Source organism: Bacillus sp. JZ109 (assembly GCF_053903135.1).
The window spans coordinates 3285898-3303531 of the sequence record NZ_CP096388.1 but is presented as its reverse complement, the minus strand read 5'-3'; the positions used below and the strand labels follow the sequence as shown (position 1 = coordinate 3303531).

Genomic DNA, 17634 nt, shown 5'->3' with positions numbered 1-17634 from the left:
ATGAGAAAACTGTATCATGGCGCTTGCTATTATCCGGAATTATGGGATGAAGAGACGATTCAGCAGGACATTGACATCATGCGTGAAGTTGGCGTAAATGTTGTGCGGATCGGCGAATTTGCCTGGTCTGTCATGGAACCTGAAGAAGGAAAAATTGACGTCGGTTTTTTCAAAGAAATCATCGCCCGGCTGTATGATAGCGGGATCGAAACGATTATGTGCACGCCGACGCCTACACCGCCGATTTGGTTCTCACATGGCCGGCCCGAACGCATGCATGCCAATGAAAAAAGAGAGATCATGGGGCATGGCTCCCGTCAGCATGCCTGTACGAACAACCCGTATTTCCGAAAAAAAGCCGCCATCATCACCACAGCCATCGCCAAGGAGCTTGGCCGGCTCCCGGGGCTGATCGGCTGGCAGCTAGACAATGAGTTTAAATGCCATGTTGCAGAATGCATGTGTGAGACATGCTTGCGCCTATGGCATGACTGGCTCAAAAATTGCTACGGGGTAATTGAGCGCTTGAATGAAGCTTGGGGAACCGATGTGTGGAGCGAGACCTATCAGACGTTTGAGCAAGTCCCGCAGCCGGGACCGGCCCCGTTTCTGCATCATGCCTCTCTACGCACTATGTATCAGATGTTTTCGATGGAGATGATCGCTTCGTTTGCGGATGAACAGGCCAAAATCATCCGCTGCTATTCAGATGCGCCGATCACGCATAACGGATCAGTCATGTTCAGCGTGGACAATGAGCGAATGTTTCAGAATCTCGATTTTGCCTCCTATGACACGTACGCTTCGCAGGAAAACGCCTCTGCCTTTTTATTGAACTGTGATTTATGGAGAAATCTGAAACAAGGGCGCCCGTTTTGGATTTTGGAAACGAGTCCGTCGTATGCCGCCTCGCTTGAAAGCTCCGCTTACCCGCACGCAGACGGGTATTTGCAGGCCGAAGCCGTATCGTCCTACGCCTTAGGGAGCCAGGGGTTTTGCTACTGGCTATGGCGACAGCAGCGTTCAGGCAGCGAGATTTCCCACGGTTCGGTTCTCAGTGCCTGGGGCGAACCCACCATCGGCTATCAAAATGTGCTGGCGGTTGAGCGGGCAAGAAAGGAAATCGAGCCTATTATTCTATCGACTGAACCCGTTCAAGCCGAGGCGGCGATGACTTACTCTGACAGAGCAAAAGCATTTATTAAAACTGAGCCTCACCGGGGACTCCGGCATCGTTCGCTTGTGACGCATTTTTATGAACGTATTCTCAACACGGGGATTCACCGTGACCTTATTCCGGAAGGCGCTCCACTGGACGGCTATCGCTTGCTGTTTACGCCATTTGTGCCGTATTTGTCTTCTGAATTTATCAAAAAAGCTTCGGCATTCGCTGAAGCGGGCGGCATCTGGATCACCGGGCCGCTGACAGGAGGGCGCACATGCGAGCATACCATTCATACCGATTGCGGACTTGGCGAACTTGAGAAAACGTCAGGGATCAAAACACTTTTTACCTTTCCGATGAATGAGAACGTGAATACAGGAAAAGCGTTTGGCATCACGGCGCCGCTCGGACTATGGAGCGCGGTGTTTGACACAGAGAGCGGAAACACCCTTGGCACGGTTGAATCAGGACCGGGGGCGGGCCATGCATTTCTGACGGAACGGAATTACGGCGAGGGGAAAATTGTCATGCTGGGCTCGCTTCCATCCGGGAAAGAAGGGGATGCGATGCTGGAGGCGCTTGTCAGGCATTACGCCGCTGAGGCAGCCATTTCTGTCCGCTCGGATGTAACACCCGGCACGATCGTTGCCCCGCGCAAAGGCGATAACGGCCTTGTGTGGATCATCGTGAATATGGATGGAAAAGGAGGAAGTGTGACACTGCCGGAAGCGGGAACAGATCTGTTGACGAACCGTTTGGAAAAGGCGGGGAGGCTGGCGGTCGGACCGCATGAATACCGTGTGATTCAATTTGACAATCACAGCTGATTCTTTGCATCGAATCAGCTTTTTTCTATGGAGGGAGAGACCGATGAAAAAGATCAAATGGTTATCAGAACAGCCAAAGTTGACAAGCGGCGTGACGTGGGGCGTGCCATGGAAAAAAGGAGAATTAAAAAAGGGAGACCGTCTGGCGCTTATGAATGAAAACGCGGAAACGCGATATGTGCAAAGCGAACCGTCGGCCTATTGGCCGGACGGGAGCATCAAGTGGACGAAGCACGCGGCGGTGTTTGGCGGTCAGGAAAACCAAAGCTTTACAGTTCGCAAAAGAGAAGTGCCGCAGCCAACTGAATCGCTCAGCATTCTTGAGACAGAGCATGACATCCAAGTGAATACAGGAGCACTCGTTTGTACCATTCATAAAACAGGATCTGATTTCATTCAATCATTGCAGATCAACGGAAAGCCGATCGCCGCAGGCGGGAGGCTCGTTGCAATAAGAGAAACGAGAAAAGAGTCGGCGGCGGAAACGGTTTTTTTGCATGAAAGGTCTGCCAGCTTTATCAAACGGGCGGCGATTGAGCAGAGTGGTCCTGTCAAAGCAGTAGTCAAAATCGAGGGAGTGCATGTGCTCCATAAAACGTATGAGGAATGGCTGCCGTTTGTCATCCGATTAACGTTTTATGCCGGGCTGTCTGAGATCGGCCTTGTGCACACGCAGCTGATTGACAGGAGCGGTAAACTAGAATTCGTTAAGGGGCTCGGCATCGAATTCGACCTTTTTTTGGAGGGAGAGCCGTACAACCGCCATTTCCGCTTTGCGGGAGAGAAAGGGATGTACAAAGAACCCGCCCAACTGTTTGGCACACGTAAATTCAATGAACGATATCCGCTTTATGAAAAACAAATCAATGGCGAAATGCTGTCTCCAGATGAAGAGCATAAGGAATGGTTTGCACATGGCACACAGAATGCGGTTTGGGACGATGTCAAGCTCGTGCAAGATTCCAGCGATCATTACAGCCTGTCAAAACGGACCGGAAAAGATTATGCGTGGGTTGGAATGCTGCATGGCAGCCGGGCGAAGGGGCTCTGCTATGCGGGCGGAAAAAATGGCGGTGTGGCTCTCGGCCTGCGGTATTTCTTTGAGAAATATCCTTCAGCACTGGAAATCACAGGTCTTGCCGGCAGCCGCCCCAAAATGACTATCTGGCTTTGGCCTCCGGACGGCGAAGCGATGGATTTGCGGCATTATACAGGAAACACCCACGTGGCCAGCGCGTATGAAGGCTTTGATGAAATGCGCTCTGATCCGACAGGCATTGCGAACACAAATGAAATCAGCCTGGCGTGCTTTTCGCACATGCCGTCTGACGAAGTCCTCAATGCGCTGGCTGACAAATGGCAGGCGCCGCCGCTTATTGTATGCGAGCCGGACGTCTATTACGAATCAAAAGCACTCGGAGTATGGAGCATCATTGACACATCCCATCCGCTCAAAAAAGAGCTGGAAGAACAGCTTGATGCGGCCTTTCTGTTTTATAAGAAGGAAGTAGAGCAACGCAGATGGTACGGTTTTTGGCATTATGGCGATGTCATGCATACGTATGACCCGATCCGGCATATGTGGCGGTACGATCTCGGCGGATACGCATGGCAAAACAATGAGCTCGTTCCGACCCTATGGCTGTGGCAGGCGTTTTTCCGCTCAGGCAGAGAGGATATCTTCCGAATGGCAGAAGCCATGACCCGCCATACGAGTGAAACGGACAGCTTTCACCTCGGTGAATATGCCGGGCTTGGCTCACGGCATAATGTTGTACACTGGGGATGCGGCTGCAAGGAAGCGAGAATCAGCATGGCCGGGCTTCATAAATTCTATTATTATCTGACGGGTGATGACCGGACGGGAGATCTTTTGACAGAAGTGAAGGATGCCGATTATGCCCTCGTCAAAACCGATCCGATGCGCGCTTTTTACGAGAAAGGCAAGCACCCGACTCACGCCAGAACGGGACCGGACTGGGCGGCGTTTTGCTCGAACTGGCTGGCGGAATGGGAGCGGACCGAAAATTCGGAATATCTCAAAAAAATCGAAACGGGAATCAACTGTCTGAAGCGGCTGCCGCTCCGCTTATTATCTGGCCCGACATTTGAATATGATCCGGCGACCTCGATGCTTCATCATATGGGAGACGGCATTGCGGGCGGATATCATATGATCATTGCCTTCGGCGCGCCGCAAGTGTGGATGGAGCTGGCTGAGCTTCTTGATGACTGGGAATGGGAGGATATGCTGAGTGAATTCGGCGAATTTTACACACTCAGTGATGAGGAAAAACGAAAAAAAAGCGGAGGCGCTCTTCATGACGGGCATTTTCACTGGCCGATGTTCGCCGCCGGTATGACAGCCTACGCCGCAAGAAAAAAACAAGATCCTCATCTCGCCGCCAAAGCGTGGAATCTTTTGCTAGAAGATAAGCTCAGCCATACGCCGCTTCCGATCAAACCGGAGCGCATCGAGACATGGACGCAGCTAGAGGAGCTTCCATGGGTGACAACGAACACTGTCTCTCAATGGTGTTTAAATGTCATAGCGGCGCTGGAACTGATCGGAGATTCCCTTCCGGCAAAAAAAGAAACATCGGGCAAAAAAGGATAACAGCCGGAATTTCATAGGAGAAATGGTGCAAAAAATGAAGATTGCAAGAATTTATGTAAGCGCTTTATATTGAGAGGGGCAAAGGGGAAATGCAAATTGAAAAAAGGGGGACTTACGCAACATGAAAATAAGAATGCGAAAAAAATGGATGGCCTTGCCGCTTGCTGCCATGATGATCGCCGGATGCAGCCATTCGGAAACATCCAATTCAGCAAGCGGTTCGAAAGATACGATCAAAATTATGGCGCCGCTTTTATCGCCGGAAAGCCCGAGTGATAAAAGCCCTTCATTAAAAGCGCTCGAAAAATACACAGGCAAAGAGATTAAGGTCACATGGGTGCCTGATTCATCCTACAACGACAAATTCAACATCGTCATGGCTTCAGGAGAGATGCCTCACGCGATTGTCATTAAAGATAAGTCAGCCGGCTTTATCAAGTCTGTCAAAGCAGGTGCGTTTTGGGAACTGTCTCCTTATTTAAAAGACTACAAGAATTTAAGCCAGGCAGATGAAAAGATTTTGAAGAACAGCTCGGTGAACGGCGAGGTGTACGGAATCTACAGAACGAGGGATCTGATCAGGGCGTGTATGATCATCAGAACCGACTGGCTGAAAAATGTCGGTCTGGATATGCCGGAAACGCTTGATGATTTCTATGAAGTGCTGAAAGCCTTTAAGGAAAAAGATCCTGACGGAAACGGCAAGGATGATACGTACGGCATGGTCGTGCCGAAATGGATGGGACTCGGCAACGGAAGCCCATGGGATGTTCTGCAAATCTGGTTCGGCGCTCCGAACCGCTACGGTGTTGAAAACGGAAAGCTGATTCCAGATTTTACAACGAAGGAATACATGAATGCGCTCACGTTTTTTAAAAAGCTCTATGATGAGGGATTGATCAATAAGGATTTTGCTGTCATGGATTCTGCGAAGTGGAATGATCCGGTTGTAAAAGGAAAAGCGGGTGTCATCGTTGATACAGGCTCAAGAGCGTCTCAAATCCAAAGCGCGATGGAGGAGGCGGATGAGTCGAACAAGGATATCATTGATATCGTCGGCTCGCTTGAGGGACCGAATGGCAAGCGCACTTTCCCGACATCTGGTTATTCAGGCATGATCACGATACCAAAATCAAGCGTCAAAACCGAAAAAGAGCTGAAAGAGGTGCTGTCCTTCCTCGATAAGATGAATGATAAGGAAGCGCAGATTCTCACGAACAACGGAGTGAAGGGCCGCAATTACGAGCTCAAGGACGGCGTATTCACCTCACTTGAAAAAAACAACAAATCTCTCCTGTATGAGCATGAAGGCTTGGCACAGTTCAGCATGTCGATTCCGAAAAGTGAGTATTACATCGAAGACCAGAAAACCAAGCTCTTCCAGCATCGCAAGGACATCATAACCGAAGGAGAAAAAATAGCCGTCTTTAACCCGGCTGAGTCGCTTGTATCTGATGTCTATACCCAAAAAGGAGCCCAGCTTGACAACATCATCCTCGACGCGAGAACACAATTTATCATTGGAGAAATTGATGAAAAAGGGTTCGCTGATGCAGTGGAGCTTTGGAAAAAAAGCGGCGGCAATGACCTGATGAAGGACTTGAACAAATTGTACCAATCGTCAAAATAAACCGATGCGCCTGCCTTTCGGCGGGCGCCCCGGTAACACGAAAGGAGAACAGATATGGAAACAGTGCCGAAGAAGGGAGATTCACCTGTTCTCACCGCTGGAAAAGGCATCAGCTGGATGGCTGCGCTCAAACGGGACAAATGGCTTTATCTTCTTCTTATTCCCGGTCTGCTTTATTTTTTGATTTTTAAATACTTGCCGATGTGGGGCGTGCTGATCGCTTTTAAAGACTACTCGCCATATCTTGGCTTCTGGAAAAGCGAATGGGTCGGCTTTGATTATTTCAAAGACTTTTTTATGAATCCGGATTTTTTCCGGCTGCTGCGCAACACCCTCATGCTGGCGAGCCTGGATCTTTTGTTTGCCTTTCCCGCGCCTCTCATTTTAGCCCTGCTTTTGAATGAGGTAAGAAAGGCCGTGTATAAAAGATGTATCCAAACCTTCATTTACGTACCCCATTTTGTATCATGGACAATTGTGGTCAGCATCACCTTCGTTTTCTTTACTGTCGATACAGGTGTGATCAACAAAATGATCATGAGCCTGACAGGTGAGCAGATTTCTTTCTTGTCGGATGCAGACTGGTTCCGGCCGATGATTGTGATGCAAAGCATTTGGAAGGAAACAGGCTGGGGAACGATTCTATTTTTGGCAGCGCTTGCTACGGTTGATCAAGAGCAGTATGAAGCGGCCATCATGGACGGAGCGGGGCGGTTCAGGAGAATGTGGCATATTACGCTGCCGGCGATCAGAAGCACCATTATCGTTTTGTTGATTTTAAGAATCGGCAGCTTTTTGAATCTTGGCTTTGAACAGGTGTATTTGATGACGAACTCACTCAACCGCAGTGTGGCTGACATCTTCGACACGTATGTGTACATGATGGGGATTACCCAAGGGGCGTATAGCTACAGCACGGCGGTCGGTTTGTTTAAATCAGTTGTCGGGATTATCTTGATTTTTGGCGCCAATTACATTGCGAAAAAGTTTGATCAGGAAGGATTGTTTTAGAGGAGGGAGAGGTATGGCTGAAATTCACACGATGCACAACACCAAAGCCGGACGGGTGTTTGACGTCTGCAACATTCTGTTTCTCGGCGGTGTCGGCGCGGTTACCATTTTGCCGTTTTTATATATTATCGCCGGTTCCTTTGCGACAGAAGCGGAACTCGCCCAGCGGAGCTTCTTTATTTTCCCGAAAACCTTTACACTTGATGCTTACAAGTATGTGTTTTCGACACCAACGTTCCTTCGAAGCATGGGTGTGTCCATCTTCATCACGGTGGTCGGGACGGCTGTACAGCTGTTTTTCACCTTCACGATGGCATATCCGCTGGCGAAGCGGCATGTGAAGGGACGGAATCTGCTGTTGAATCTGGTGATTTTCTCCATGCTGTTTTCAGGCGGCATGATTCCGACGTACCTTGTCGTAAAATCACTTGGCCTTTTAGATACGTATTGGGCATTGATTCTGCCGATGGCGATTAATCCGTTCAACCTTATTATTATCAAAAACTTCTTTCAGCAGCTGCCGCGCGAGCTGGAGGAATCAGCAAAAATTGACGGCTGTTCCGAAATCGGCGTCTTCTGGCGGATCGCCCTGCCACTGTCAAAGCCAGTTATTGCGACCTTTGCGCTGTTTTATGCGGTCGGGATTTGGAATGATTTCTTCCACGCTCTCTTATATATCAATGACAGTGCAAAATGGCCGCTGCAAATGGTGCTTCGCCAAGTCACAATTTTATCGGATTTAACGGCGACCAATGGTGATACGATGCAAAATGCAGTTCCGCCGGAGCAGGGAATTAAACTCGCTGTCATTGTCATTGCGACGCTGCCGATTTTGGCGGTCTATCCATTTTTACAAAAACACTTTGCAAAAGGAATGCTGATCGGTTCGGTGAAAGGCTGAGAAAGGGAGTGTTTCATATCAGTACATTAGATCAGATTAAGATTGCCTATATCGGCGGGGGGTCCCAAGGCTGGGCCAGAAGCCTGATGAGTGATTTGTCGATTGATGAACGGATGTCAGGCACGGTGGCGCTCTATGATCTTGATTTTGAAGCCGCTCAGAAAAATGAAGTGATCGGCAATCACAGCGGGAACGGCAGATGGAGATATGAGGCTGTTTCTACTTTGAAAAAGGCGTTATCAGCCGCTGATATCGTCATTATTTCCATTTTGCCGGGATCACTGGATGATATGGAAGTCGATGTCCACTTGCCTGAGCGCTGCGGTATTTATCAGTCTGTAGGTGATACTGTCGGGCCCGGAGGGATCATCAGGGGCTTGCGTGCTGTGCCGATATTTGCGGAAATTGCCCGGGCAATAAGAGACTACGCACCTGAATCATGGGTCATTAATTATACAAACCCGATGTCTGTCTGTACAAGAGTGCTGTATAAAGTGTTTCCCGGAATCAAAGCGATTGGCTGCTGCCACGAGGTATTCGGGACGCAAAAGCTATTGGCGGAAATGGTCACGGAAAGGCTGGGGATAGAGGTGCCGCGGCGTGAGGATATCCGCGTTAATGTGCTCGGCATTAACCATTTTACATGGATCACAAAAGCCTCTTACCGCCATATTGACCTGCTGCCTATATTCCGTGAATTCAGCGCGCACTATGGGGAATCAGGATATGAGCTGGAGGGAGAAAGCTGGAGGGACAGCGTCTTTTGTTCGGCACACCGTGTTGCGTTTGATTTATTTGAAACGTATGGCGCCATCCCTGCTGCGGGAGACAGGCATCTGGCAGAGTTTCTTCCCGGTCCATACCTCAAACAGCCTGAAGTATGGAAATTTCATCTCACACCTATATCATTCAGAAAACAAGACAGAGCAGAGAAACGACAAGAAACAGAACGGTTGATCGTGCAACAACGGGGCGTTGCTGAGAAAGCTTCGGGAGAAGAAGGCGTGAACATCATAGCGGCTCTTCTCGGATTGGGTGAACTCGTCACAAATGTAAATATGCCGAATCAAGGCCAGGTCTCAAACCTTCCTATACAAGCCATTGTCGAAACAAACGCATTCATCACAAGGAACCGTGTCCAGCCGATTTTTTCCGGAGCGCTTCCGAGAGGTGTGGAAATGCTGGCGGCTAGGCATATATCCAATCAAGAGGCAGTGTCGGAAGCAGGTCTAACAAAGGATACTGGCCTCGCGTTTCAAGCTTTCCTCAATGACCCGCTTGTCAGGATTGACCGCAGTGATGCAGAGCAGCTTTTCAATGACATGCTCCAATGCACCATGCAACGTTGAGCGGAGCTTTTCCGGTTTAGAAAAGAAACCATTGACCATACTGATAGTATAATCAAGAAGTAGGTGCTATCAATATGGGAGATTATTTAAGTGTTGCGGTAGAATTGGTCTGCGGTTTAGGCATTTTATTTATTATCTTAAAGCTTCTCGGGAAAACCCAATTTTCTCAAATTACGCCGTTTGACTTTATTTCTGCTTTAATTTTAGGAGAATTGGTCGGAAATGCCGTCTACGATCATGATATCAAAATCAAAGAAATCATTTTTGCTTCGCTGCTGTGGGGCGTGCTGATTTATGTTATTGAATTTATCACGCAAAAAATGAAATCATCGCGAAAGTTCTTGGAGGGTGAGCCGAATATCGTCATCCGCAAAGGAGAGCTTCAATATAAAGTAATGAAGAAAAATAAGATAGACATTAACCAGCTGCAAAGCCTATTGAGGCAAGCGGGGAGTTTTTCGATCCAAGAAGTAGAATATGCGATTCTTGAAACAAACGGGATGGTCAGCGTGCTTCCAAAATCAGACTTTGACAAACCGACAAATAAGGATTTGCAGATTCCTTCGAAGTCCGTTTCTCTGCCGATCACGTTAATCATAGATGGAGAGATTGTGCGGGATAATTTGAAGGAAGCAGGTGTGGATGAACAGTGGCTGAAACAAGAATTGAAAAAGAAGAACATTGATAAGACAGAGGACGTGTTATTTGCAGAATGGCATAAAAATAAGCCGCTGTATACTGTAACGTACGAACAAAGCAGATCAACATGACTCTTAGAAAAAAGCTTGCAGCAAGGCGCAAGCTTTTTATTGATTGTATGTCCCTTGTTTGACAGCACGTACATGGTACATGCTCACTTCAGTGCTGATCAGATAGTCAGGCTTTGGTTTGCCTTTGTTTGCTTTATGGCCGGCGATATGCGCATCGCTTTTTTCCCATTGCTTCCAGTGATCCTCTGATTCCCAGCGAATCATGACAACAACTTCTTCATCACCGCGGCGCACATTTTTCTCAAGCACTGTCACATCAATTAAACCTTCTTGTTTTTCAATGATTCCTTCAGCGCTGAAACGTTCTATGACTTTATCTGCAAAGCCTTCTTTAACCGTCATTTTTCTCAACTGTACAAACATTTGTCTCACTCCAATCATTCTCACATATGAATAATTGTAAATGAAATTCATTCTCAATGTCAAAGAAAGCGCAGGGCGGAATCGAACCGCCGTGCGCAACAGTTTATTCTTTTAATAAAAACACATTTCCGTCTTCGTCCTTAAATTGAACGAAGGTGCCCCACTCCATTTGATTGGGCTCACCGAGAAATTCTACACCGTTTGTCTTCATTTTCTCGTATGTACCAAAGATGTCTTCGCATTCAAACACAATAGAAGCCTTCATTTGCTCTGAGCCTTTCATCATGGCTTTCGGGTAAATGACTAAACGAGTCTCGGCCCCTTTTGGCGCAACCTCCAGCCAGCTTGCTTCAGGTCCCATTGGGTGGTCCGCTGCAATATCAAAGCCTACCTTCTCTGTCCAAAATTGCTTCGCTTTCTGCTGGTCCTCGACATATACAGCAACAGTGCCAATTTGTTTGATCATAGGGAAACCTCCAAGTTGAAAAGATAATAATACTATAACCTGTTTACGGCCGAAGTAACATAAAAAAATCAGCCGGGAAACCGGCTGATTTTTAAAATGAGCAGCTTACAACATCGATGTGATTTGTGTCTAAGGCGAAATAAACCCAGCGGCGCCGTGAGGAATCCCAATAAAAGCCGCCGACAGACCTTCTGCCAAGGATGATCGGGTAAAACCAAAAGGAGCGGCCATTGGTTAACCAAACATAGGTAAATCGGAAAAGGCAAGGACGAATGGTGATTGGTTCAACTAACAAAACGGCTCCTTGAGAACCCTGCGGTTTTGGGGGTTTCGCTGGTATTTGGGAAGGAGGAGGTCCCTGCGGCGCACCGCCGAAGCCTGGGCTAGCACCGCTGCCAATACCAGGGCCGGAGCCGCCGCCAAAGCCTGGAACAGCGCCACCGCCAATACCAGGGCCGGAGCCGCCGCCAAAGCCTGGAACAGCGCCACCGCCAATGCCAGGGCCGGAGCCGCCGCCAGAGCCCGGAACAGCGCCGCTGCCAATGCCAGGCCATGGATATCGGTATTCATATTCAAAAGCAGGCCAAGGCTCATAAAAATGCCCCGCAAACATATAAGGATCAACATAATACATGTGATAACGTCCTTTCTCATTGTAAACTGTACATTGCAGTTTATGCGGGCGGACTCTTATTGGTGCATTCGCCTAAGGATATGAAGCAGGAATGCTCTCAGAGAGCAGAATCAATTGATTTTTCTCTAGTCTTATTCACAATTCCGATTTATCATTTTATAATGAAAGTGCTTCTATTACGAAAAAGGAGACAGACCGTGAATATCGATCAATTATTATATCAATATATCATAGACAACACTGCGGATATTACTGAGAAATGGTTCAGTTTGCGTTGCCAGCTAAAAGGCGAGCTATATTCCGCCAGCCATTTAAGTGAAGAAACGAAAACACTTTTAACCGAGCAGCATACATTTACCAATATAACAATCGCAAGCGCATTTCTGGAGGATCAAACCGATTTTCAAGAAAACATGACAAAATGGGCGCAAAACGTTGCGAAAAACAGGGTAGAGCAGGATGTTCAAGTTCATGAGGTCGTAGAAGCCATATCCAATTCAAGAATCTCATTCTGGGACGCAGTCGTCACATTTATAAAAGAGAATCAGGAGATTGTGACAAATGAGGATGCAGACCGATGGAACCGCATTGTGAATCAGTCGTTCGATAAGCTGATTATTGAATTCTCCGAGCAGTACCAAAAATTCATGCTGATGAGGCTCACATCTCAGCAGGAATTGATCTCAGAGCTTGGCTGCCCGGTTATTTCCATTGCCGATGGAATCGGGATATTGCCGCTTATCGGCTCAATTGATACAAAACGGGCACAAGTCATTTTAGAAACAGTGCCGGTCCGCTGTGTCGAGAGAAAAATCACAAGCCTCGTCGTTGATCTTTCGGGTGTTCCGATTGTGGATACCATGGTGGCTCAGCAATTGTACAATCTGTCTAAAACGCTTTTCTTATTAGGCGTCAAAGCCGTATTTTCAGGGATTCGCCCGGATGTGGCCCAAACATCGATTCAATTGGGGCTTGATTTTAGTGAATATGAAACGTACGGTACGCTGAAGCAGGCATTAGAAAACATGGGTGTCCGCTGTATTGTTGAGGAATTGGAAGAAAACAAATAGGAAGTTTCCAGGCATATGATTGTCCGTCACCGGGTGATCATATGCCTTTTTGATTTGAACAGAAATCACCATTGATTTATCGAAAAAAACATAATATTATAATTCTTATAAGAATACTGTGAATTAAAACCTATTCAACAGGGGGGAAGGTCTTTTGGTTTCAAAATCAACGATTGATCCGGAAGTGATTGAAAAAATCATCAGCTCGCTGGAAACACTCGATTTCGGCACCGTTCAGATTACGGTTCATGATTCTCAGATTACCCAAATTGAGAAAATAGAAAAGCACCGTTTTTCGCTGAAAAGGAAAGAATCAAAATGATAATGTAAAGGGCGTTTGTTTTCATTAAATTCTCCTTAAAACATATACATATTTCATCCAATTTTTATATAATAGACCTTTAAGATCATTTTTTAGGAGGATTTTTGACATGCAAGCTACGGTTCACGAGAGTAAGCAATCGATCATGCAACGCATTTTGACAGTCTTTGTCTTCACATTGCTGATCGCGACTGTCGGCCTTTTTATCGGCCAATTTGTTCCTGTCGCTTTGATGCTGCCGCTTTCTATTCTTGAAGTGGCGATGATTATTCTGGCCTTCTGGATGCGCAGAAGAAAAGCGGTCGGGTATGCGTTTGTATATACATTCGCGTTCGTTTCCGGCATTACCTTATTTCCGATCGTCAGCCATTACGCTTCCATCGCCGGCGCCTATGTCGTGCTCGAAGCCTTTGGTTCTACATTTGTCATTTTTGCCGTCTTAGGCACAATCGGCGCAAAAATGAAGAAGGATTTATCCTTCCTGTGGTCGTTTCTGCTGGTTGCGGTGCTCGCACTCGCAGTGGTAGGGATTTTCAACATTTTCAGCCCGTTAAACTCAGCGGCGATGATGGCGTATTCCGTGATCGGAACCATCGTCTTTTCCCTTTACATTTTGTATGATTTGAACCAAATCAAACACCGCCACATTACGGAAGACTTGATTCCCGTTATGGCGTTATCGCTGTACCTTGACTTTATCAACTTATTCATCAACCTGCTCCGCTTCTTCGGCATTTTGAGCAGTGATGATTAATGAAAAAGCGCCTGTCTTTGGATAGGCGCTTTTTGCTATACATCAAAAAGGCAGGTGGAGTCGTGCGTCTGTCATGTTGTCAGGCGTGCTATTGAAGGAGCCGTTTGAGCTTGTGCACATTGCATGTGTCATCGGCGGCATATTTGTGACGGCCATAAAGAAAAAACAGCCAATGCGTATCCAGCTGCAGAAAGACGCTGTAGCCTGTCCAGATCGGACGGGTTTTTTAGTCTTTAAACACGCTCAGCCTTTCAAAAAGATCACCAAGCATCTTTACGAACATGCCTTTTTCCTCGTCGCTGTAGTTTTCCATGACCGCTGAGATTTTGCTGAAATGGCCGGGCAGAAATTCCTCAAGGCGTGCTTTGCCTTCCGTTGTCAGTTCAATGCTGATTTTTCGTTTATCCTCTGTGTGATGCCTGCGGCTGACAAAACCGTCCCTCGCCAGCCCGTCCAGCAGGCCTGTAATCGTCGCTTTCGTGACGTTTGACTGTTTGGCAAGCTCTGTCGGACTTAACCTATGATCCTTGGCATCAAAGAGCAGCATCAGGATTTTGAATTTTCCTTCTGACAGCCCTCGGCCAGCAAAGTAATGCTCCATCACATGATTCATTTTTTTTGAAATATCAAAAAGAGATAAAAACAATTCAAGAGAGCCGGCGTCAATATTGGCATACGTTTCGGCGTGCTCTGTTATATGCTTATATTTCGGTAAATGTTTTAATTCCATCGCAAGTAGCTCCCGTACATTCGTTGTGACACGATTATAAAGGAGGGAAAACCATAACGCAACTTGGCTTGGAGATGATTGACAGATTTTCTTGGGACATAGTAAGGTAATGTAGTTAGGCGCCTAACTAATACATATAGAGCTGAAAAGGTGGTTATTGATATGAAACATATGTTAATTGCAGGAGGCGGCATCGGCGGCTTGTCAGCGGCCATTTCTCTCCGTAAGGCAGGTTTTTCCGTCACCTTATGTGAAGCGGCTTCAGAAAACCGAAAAACAGGTGCGGGGATTCTTCAGCCGCAAAACGCACTGGCGGTGTTGAAAGAACTGGGCGTATTCGAAGAGTGCTGTAAGCACGGCTTTCAAACAGAATGGTTTAAAACGTTTGATGAACAGGGGAATTTGCTGTTTCAAGTCAGTGAATCCTTTTTAGACGATTCACTTCCGGGACGCAATAATATCCTGCGCAAAACGTTAAATGACATTCTCATGAAGCATGCCGAGGCAGTGGGTGTAGACATCAAGTGGGGGAAAAAGGTTGTCGCTTATGAAGAAACAGCTGAATCGGTCACTGCCGTATGTGAAGATGGGGAAAAGATGCAGGCTGACATTCTGGCGGGCTTTGACGGCATTCACTCCGTTGTTCGCGATAGAATGCTGCAAAAGGAAACAGAAAAAGAGTACCTCGGCATGGGGGCGTGGCGCTTTTATATCGAACTTCCTGATTTTACATTTGAGGACGCGACATTCATGTATAGAAGCGGGGATACACAAATTGGCGTCGTGCCATTGGCAGAACACGCTGGCTATGTCTTCGTCCTCCAGCCTTGCACGAGCGATTACTGGGATGAGGAAGATACCCGGTTTGATAGAGTAAAAGAGATTCTTTCTGGTTTTCGGGGGCTGGATTTTGTCACAAAGCACATGTCAAAACAGCATCCTGTCATCTTTAACAAACTGGAGCAGGTCGCCGTGCAGGAGCCATGGCACAAAGGCCGCGTCGTCATCGGAGGAGACGCTGCCCACGCCGGCGCGCCGACCCTGGCGCAAGGAGCGGCAATGGCGATCGAGGATGCCATCGTCCTCGCCGAAGAACTCCAAAACCACGCCGACCACGAAACAGCATTACAGGCGTACTACAAAAGAAGAGCCCCACGAGCGCTCAAAGTCCAGAACCTATCATCGGAAATCGTCCGCCGCGGGCTGAAAGGAGAGCCGGGAGCGGAAGAACTGATTGGGGAGTGCTATGCGGTGTTGAGGGAAGGGTATTAGAAATGTCATACGTTTGCCACTTATAGATGAACACAGTATTTTTAAACATTTTAAGTGCTGTGAAATGAATTCTTAGGAAGGGGAAATTTGTATGCCATGTAATACTTATTATTCAGATTATGTGTTGAAAATTTGTACAGATGCTGATTCTTATTCAGAGAAGGCCACATCGATTGATTGTGTAGCAAAATATGGTGGAGGTTCTATTGCAACATTTGATTACTCAATGAGAGTAGAAGTGTGGAATGGTCATGATTGGGTTGTAAATGAAGTGAAAAAGGGTTCCTTTAGCCACTCAACTCCAGCAAAGGTGTTTAAGTTGAAAAATCAGAAGTCACTAAAAAAGGGGAAAAATAGTGCCCGAGTAAGACTTATAGCTACTAATAGAGCCTCTGGCGCAAAATTTAACATTAAAACCCCAGCTTTTATAGTCAAACGATAAATTAAAACGCTGCCTGCATTTATACTGCTGGCAGCGTTACTCTAAAATATTCAGTATTTCTAACTTTAAAAGTAATAAACAAATATTATTACCTGCCTTTTTTAAAAATACATAAATCTAATAGACTATGTTTTCTTTAAATAATTTGAAAAATTTATATCACTACTGCTCTATGTTCCTCTGTTGTATCCGCTCAATCACCTCATGCAGTCCCTCAGGCTTATAAAACTCCACCGGTGAACTGCCTTTCTCAAACGAAATCGTCTCGGCTTCAATCAGCGCGACATAGCGCCCGTTTACTTTTGCGAGATGAATAGAATCGCCAAAATCCGCTAGCAATCCCTTAATCTCTGTTTCTCCGACTTTCATTTTCAGCTGGGCCTCTGGCGTGTGCTCGATGATTTGGGCGGAGGCTTCAATCACTTGATGGGTGTCGAGGCGCTCTTGGATTTCCCGCTTTTCGCTTGCTTCCCAAATCTCAATGTCGTGCTCGAACTGCTTGAGCTCTTCGCTGTTGTCTTCAAATGTCTCGTAGACGTGCTCCTGCACCATGTTCATGACCTGGTTTTTCATGATTTCCGGCATCGATTCGCCGTACTCGACGAATTTCAGAAAGTCCTCAAAATAGCGGGCGTGCGAGGCCTGGTGGATTTTCAGCTCGCCTTCCTCGACCATTCCTTCCTCGGGCATGTATGGATATTGGATGCTTTTCATGTTTTTTGTCGTGATCGCCATTTCGACTTTTTTAATGAGAGAAGACGCGTCAGAGATGCGGGCGACCTTCGGCTCAAAATCACATTTCATAATGAAGACAAATGACTCGTCAAAGTATTTTCTCGGCACGGCCGAAGCGACGAGAAACACGCCGCCGCGAACCGCGCTTGTGTCAAGGTACGTGCGGACGAACTGCTCGCTCAGCTCATTGAAGTCTTCTTTTGTTTCCGCCAGACGCGCGCGGTTGAACATGTTGTAGTTTGGGTTGGAATCAAGCTCGTGGCCGGGCTCGACGATAAAATGGCCGATTTTCGTCGGCACCTGCTCGGACTGCGGATGGCGGTCTGCTTTCCGTTTGACGATTTTTTTCAGTTCCCCGTCGAGAAAGTCCTTCAGCTCGCTTTCTTCAAATTCGCCCGTATCAAGGGTCTGGAAGTGCTTGAACTGCTTGTTCGCCTGCTCATCTTTGCCTTCCACCTGTATGACATAAAAGGATAAAAACCGAATTTCAAAATCCATATATAAACTCACCTTATTCGCGTATTGTACAGCTTCTCAAGTATAGAAAAAACAGCAATCATGCGTCAATTGGGAGAA

At 47.1% G+C, this 17634-nt stretch carries 17 protein-coding genes and 1 pseudogene; 13 read left to right on the top strand and 5 right to left on the bottom strand.

Going from position 1 to position 17634, the window contains the following annotated elements:
- From yesZ to M1D94_RS17395, 7 genes are all read left to right on the top strand, one after another.
- Positions 1-1992, top strand: a complete 1992-nt coding sequence (yesZ, locus tag M1D94_RS17425; RefSeq protein WP_128747340.1) for a beta-galactosidase YesZ — start codon at positions 1-3, stop codon at positions 1990-1992.
- A gap of 43 nt (positions 1993-2035) precedes the next feature.
- Complete coding sequence (locus M1D94_RS17420) at positions 2036-4609, top strand: exo-rhamnogalacturonan lyase family protein (protein ID WP_326243320.1); 2574 nt, start codon at positions 2036-2038, stop codon at positions 4607-4609.
- Positions 4610-4730: 121 nt separating this feature from the next.
- Positions 4731-6239, top strand: a complete 1509-nt coding sequence (locus M1D94_RS17415; RefSeq protein WP_029726637.1) for an extracellular solute-binding protein — start codon at positions 4731-4733, stop codon at positions 6237-6239.
- A 54-nt stretch (positions 6240-6293) separates the two neighbouring features.
- Positions 6294-7250 (top strand): ABC transporter permease, encoded by a 957-nt coding sequence (locus tag M1D94_RS17410; RefSeq protein WP_003233808.1) that lies wholly within the window; start codon positions 6294-6296, stop codon positions 7248-7250.
- A gap of 13 nt (positions 7251-7263) precedes the next feature.
- A complete protein-coding gene (locus tag M1D94_RS17405) occupies positions 7264-8151 on the top strand; it encodes a carbohydrate ABC transporter permease (RefSeq protein ID WP_038827808.1) in 888 nt (295 codons plus the stop codon).
- 8 nt (positions 8152-8159) lie between these two features.
- Positions 8160-9500, top strand: coding sequence for an alpha-galacturonidase LplD (lplD, locus tag M1D94_RS17400; protein WP_038827807.1), 1341 nt, complete (start codon positions 8160-8162; stop codon positions 9498-9500).
- Positions 9501-9574: 74 nt separating this feature from the next.
- Positions 9575-10270: a DUF421 domain-containing protein gene (locus M1D94_RS17395; protein ID WP_032726686.1), complete on the top strand. Its 696-nt coding sequence runs from the start codon at positions 9575-9577 to the stop codon at positions 10268-10270.
- 36 nt (positions 10271-10306) lie between these two features.
- On the opposite strand, the gene hmoA is transcribed toward M1D94_RS17395, so the two are convergent.
- From hmoA to M1D94_RS17380, 3 genes are all read right to left on the bottom strand, one after another.
- Positions 10307-10633, bottom strand: a complete 327-nt coding sequence (gene hmoA, locus M1D94_RS17390; RefSeq protein WP_003243958.1) for a heme-degrading oxygenase HmoA — start codon at positions 10631-10633, stop codon at positions 10307-10309.
- Between the two features lie 103 nt (positions 10634-10736).
- Positions 10737-11099: a VOC family protein gene (locus M1D94_RS17385; RefSeq protein ID WP_003233803.1), complete on the bottom strand. Its 363-nt coding sequence runs from the start codon at positions 11097-11099 to the stop codon at positions 10737-10739.
- A gap of 91 nt (positions 11100-11190) precedes the next feature.
- Entirely contained in the window at positions 11191-11733 is a 543-nt protein-coding gene (locus tag M1D94_RS17380; protein ID WP_064671886.1) for a hypothetical protein, read from the bottom strand.
- Between the two features lie 197 nt (positions 11734-11930).
- Here M1D94_RS17380 and M1D94_RS17375 point away from each other — a divergent pair, with 197 nt between their 5' ends.
- From M1D94_RS17375 to M1D94_RS17360, 4 genes and pseudogenes are all read left to right on the top strand, one after another.
- Entirely contained in the window at positions 11931-12803 is an 873-nt protein-coding gene (locus M1D94_RS17375) for an STAS domain-containing protein (protein WP_029317447.1), read from the top strand.
- 154 nt (positions 12804-12957) lie between these two features.
- The gene (locus M1D94_RS17370; protein WP_003244522.1) at positions 12958-13125 is read left to right on the top strand and encodes a YezD family protein; all 168 of its coding nucleotides are present in this window, start codon (positions 12958-12960) and stop codon (positions 13123-13125) included.
- Positions 13126-13234: 109 nt separating this feature from the next.
- Entirely contained in the window at positions 13235-13879 is a 645-nt protein-coding gene (locus M1D94_RS17365; protein ID WP_003244397.1) for a Bax inhibitor-1/YccA family protein, read from the top strand.
- 64 nt (positions 13880-13943) lie between these two features.
- Positions 13944-14116, top strand: a pseudogene (locus tag M1D94_RS17360) (hypothetical protein); the annotation flags it as partial.
- Here the strand turns inward: M1D94_RS17360 and yetL are convergent.
- Complete coding sequence (yetL, locus tag M1D94_RS17355) at positions 14106-14609, bottom strand: transcriptional regulator YetL (RefSeq protein ID WP_038829581.1); 504 nt, start codon at positions 14607-14609, stop codon at positions 14106-14108. The pseudogene M1D94_RS17360 and the gene yetL overlap by 11 nt on opposite strands.
- Before the next feature lie 162 nt (positions 14610-14771).
- On the opposite strand from yetL, the gene M1D94_RS17350 reads away from it, so the two are divergent.
- Together M1D94_RS17350 and M1D94_RS17345 are read left to right on the top strand one after the other, a co-directional pair.
- Positions 14772-15881, top strand: coding sequence for an FAD-dependent oxidoreductase (locus tag M1D94_RS17350; RefSeq protein WP_041851197.1), 1110 nt, complete (start codon positions 14772-14774; stop codon positions 15879-15881).
- A gap of 91 nt (positions 15882-15972) precedes the next feature.
- Positions 15973-16323, top strand: coding sequence for a hypothetical protein (locus M1D94_RS17345; RefSeq protein ID WP_038829579.1), 351 nt, complete (start codon positions 15973-15975; stop codon positions 16321-16323).
- Between the two features lie 162 nt (positions 16324-16485).
- Here M1D94_RS17345 and M1D94_RS17340 read toward each other — a convergent pair whose 3' ends face one another.
- The gene (locus M1D94_RS17340; RefSeq protein WP_038829577.1) at positions 16486-17556 is read right to left on the bottom strand and encodes a DUF3900 domain-containing protein; all 1071 of its coding nucleotides are present in this window, start codon (positions 17554-17556) and stop codon (positions 16486-16488) included.
- Positions 17557-17634 lie beyond the last annotated feature (78 nt).

Coding starts and splice junctions, on each gene's coding strand:
- yesZ (WP_128747340.1), top strand. CDS start 1: ATGAGAAAACTGTATCATGGCGCTTGCTATTATCCGGAATTATGGGAT.
- M1D94_RS17420 (WP_326243320.1), top strand. CDS start 2,036: ATGAAAAAGATCAAATGGTTATCAGAACAGCCAAAGTTGACAAGCGGC.
- M1D94_RS17415 (WP_029726637.1), top strand. CDS start 4,731: ATGAAAATAAGAATGCGAAAAAAATGGATGGCCTTGCCGCTTGCTGCC.
- M1D94_RS17410 (WP_003233808.1), top strand. CDS start 6,294: ATGGAAACAGTGCCGAAGAAGGGAGATTCACCTGTTCTCACCGCTGGA.
- M1D94_RS17405 (WP_038827808.1), top strand. CDS start 7,264: ATGGCTGAAATTCACACGATGCACAACACCAAAGCCGGACGGGTGTTT.
- M1D94_RS17395 (WP_032726686.1), top strand. CDS start 9,575: ATGGGAGATTATTTAAGTGTTGCGGTAGAATTGGTCTGCGGTTTAGGC.
- hmoA (WP_003243958.1), bottom strand. CDS start 10,633: ATGTTTGTACAGTTGAGAAAAATGACGGTTAAAGAAGGCTTTGCAGAT.
- M1D94_RS17385 (WP_003233803.1), bottom strand. CDS start 11,099: ATGATCAAACAAATTGGCACTGTTGCTGTATATGTCGAGGACCAGCAG.
- M1D94_RS17380 (WP_064671886.1), bottom strand. CDS start 11,733: ATGTATTATGTTGATCCTTATATGTTTGCGGGGCATTTTTATGAGCCT.
- M1D94_RS17365 (WP_003244397.1), top strand. CDS start 13,235: ATGCAAGCTACGGTTCACGAGAGTAAGCAATCGATCATGCAACGCATT.
- yetL (WP_038829581.1), bottom strand. CDS start 14,609: ATGGAATTAAAACATTTACCGAAATATAAGCATATAACAGAGCACGCC.
- M1D94_RS17350 (WP_041851197.1), top strand. CDS start 14,772: ATGAAACATATGTTAATTGCAGGAGGCGGCATCGGCGGCTTGTCAGCG.
- M1D94_RS17345 (WP_038829579.1), top strand. CDS start 15,973: ATGCCATGTAATACTTATTATTCAGATTATGTGTTGAAAATTTGTACA.
- M1D94_RS17340 (WP_038829577.1), bottom strand. CDS start 17,556: ATGGATTTTGAAATTCGGTTTTTATCCTTTTATGTCATACAGGTGGAA.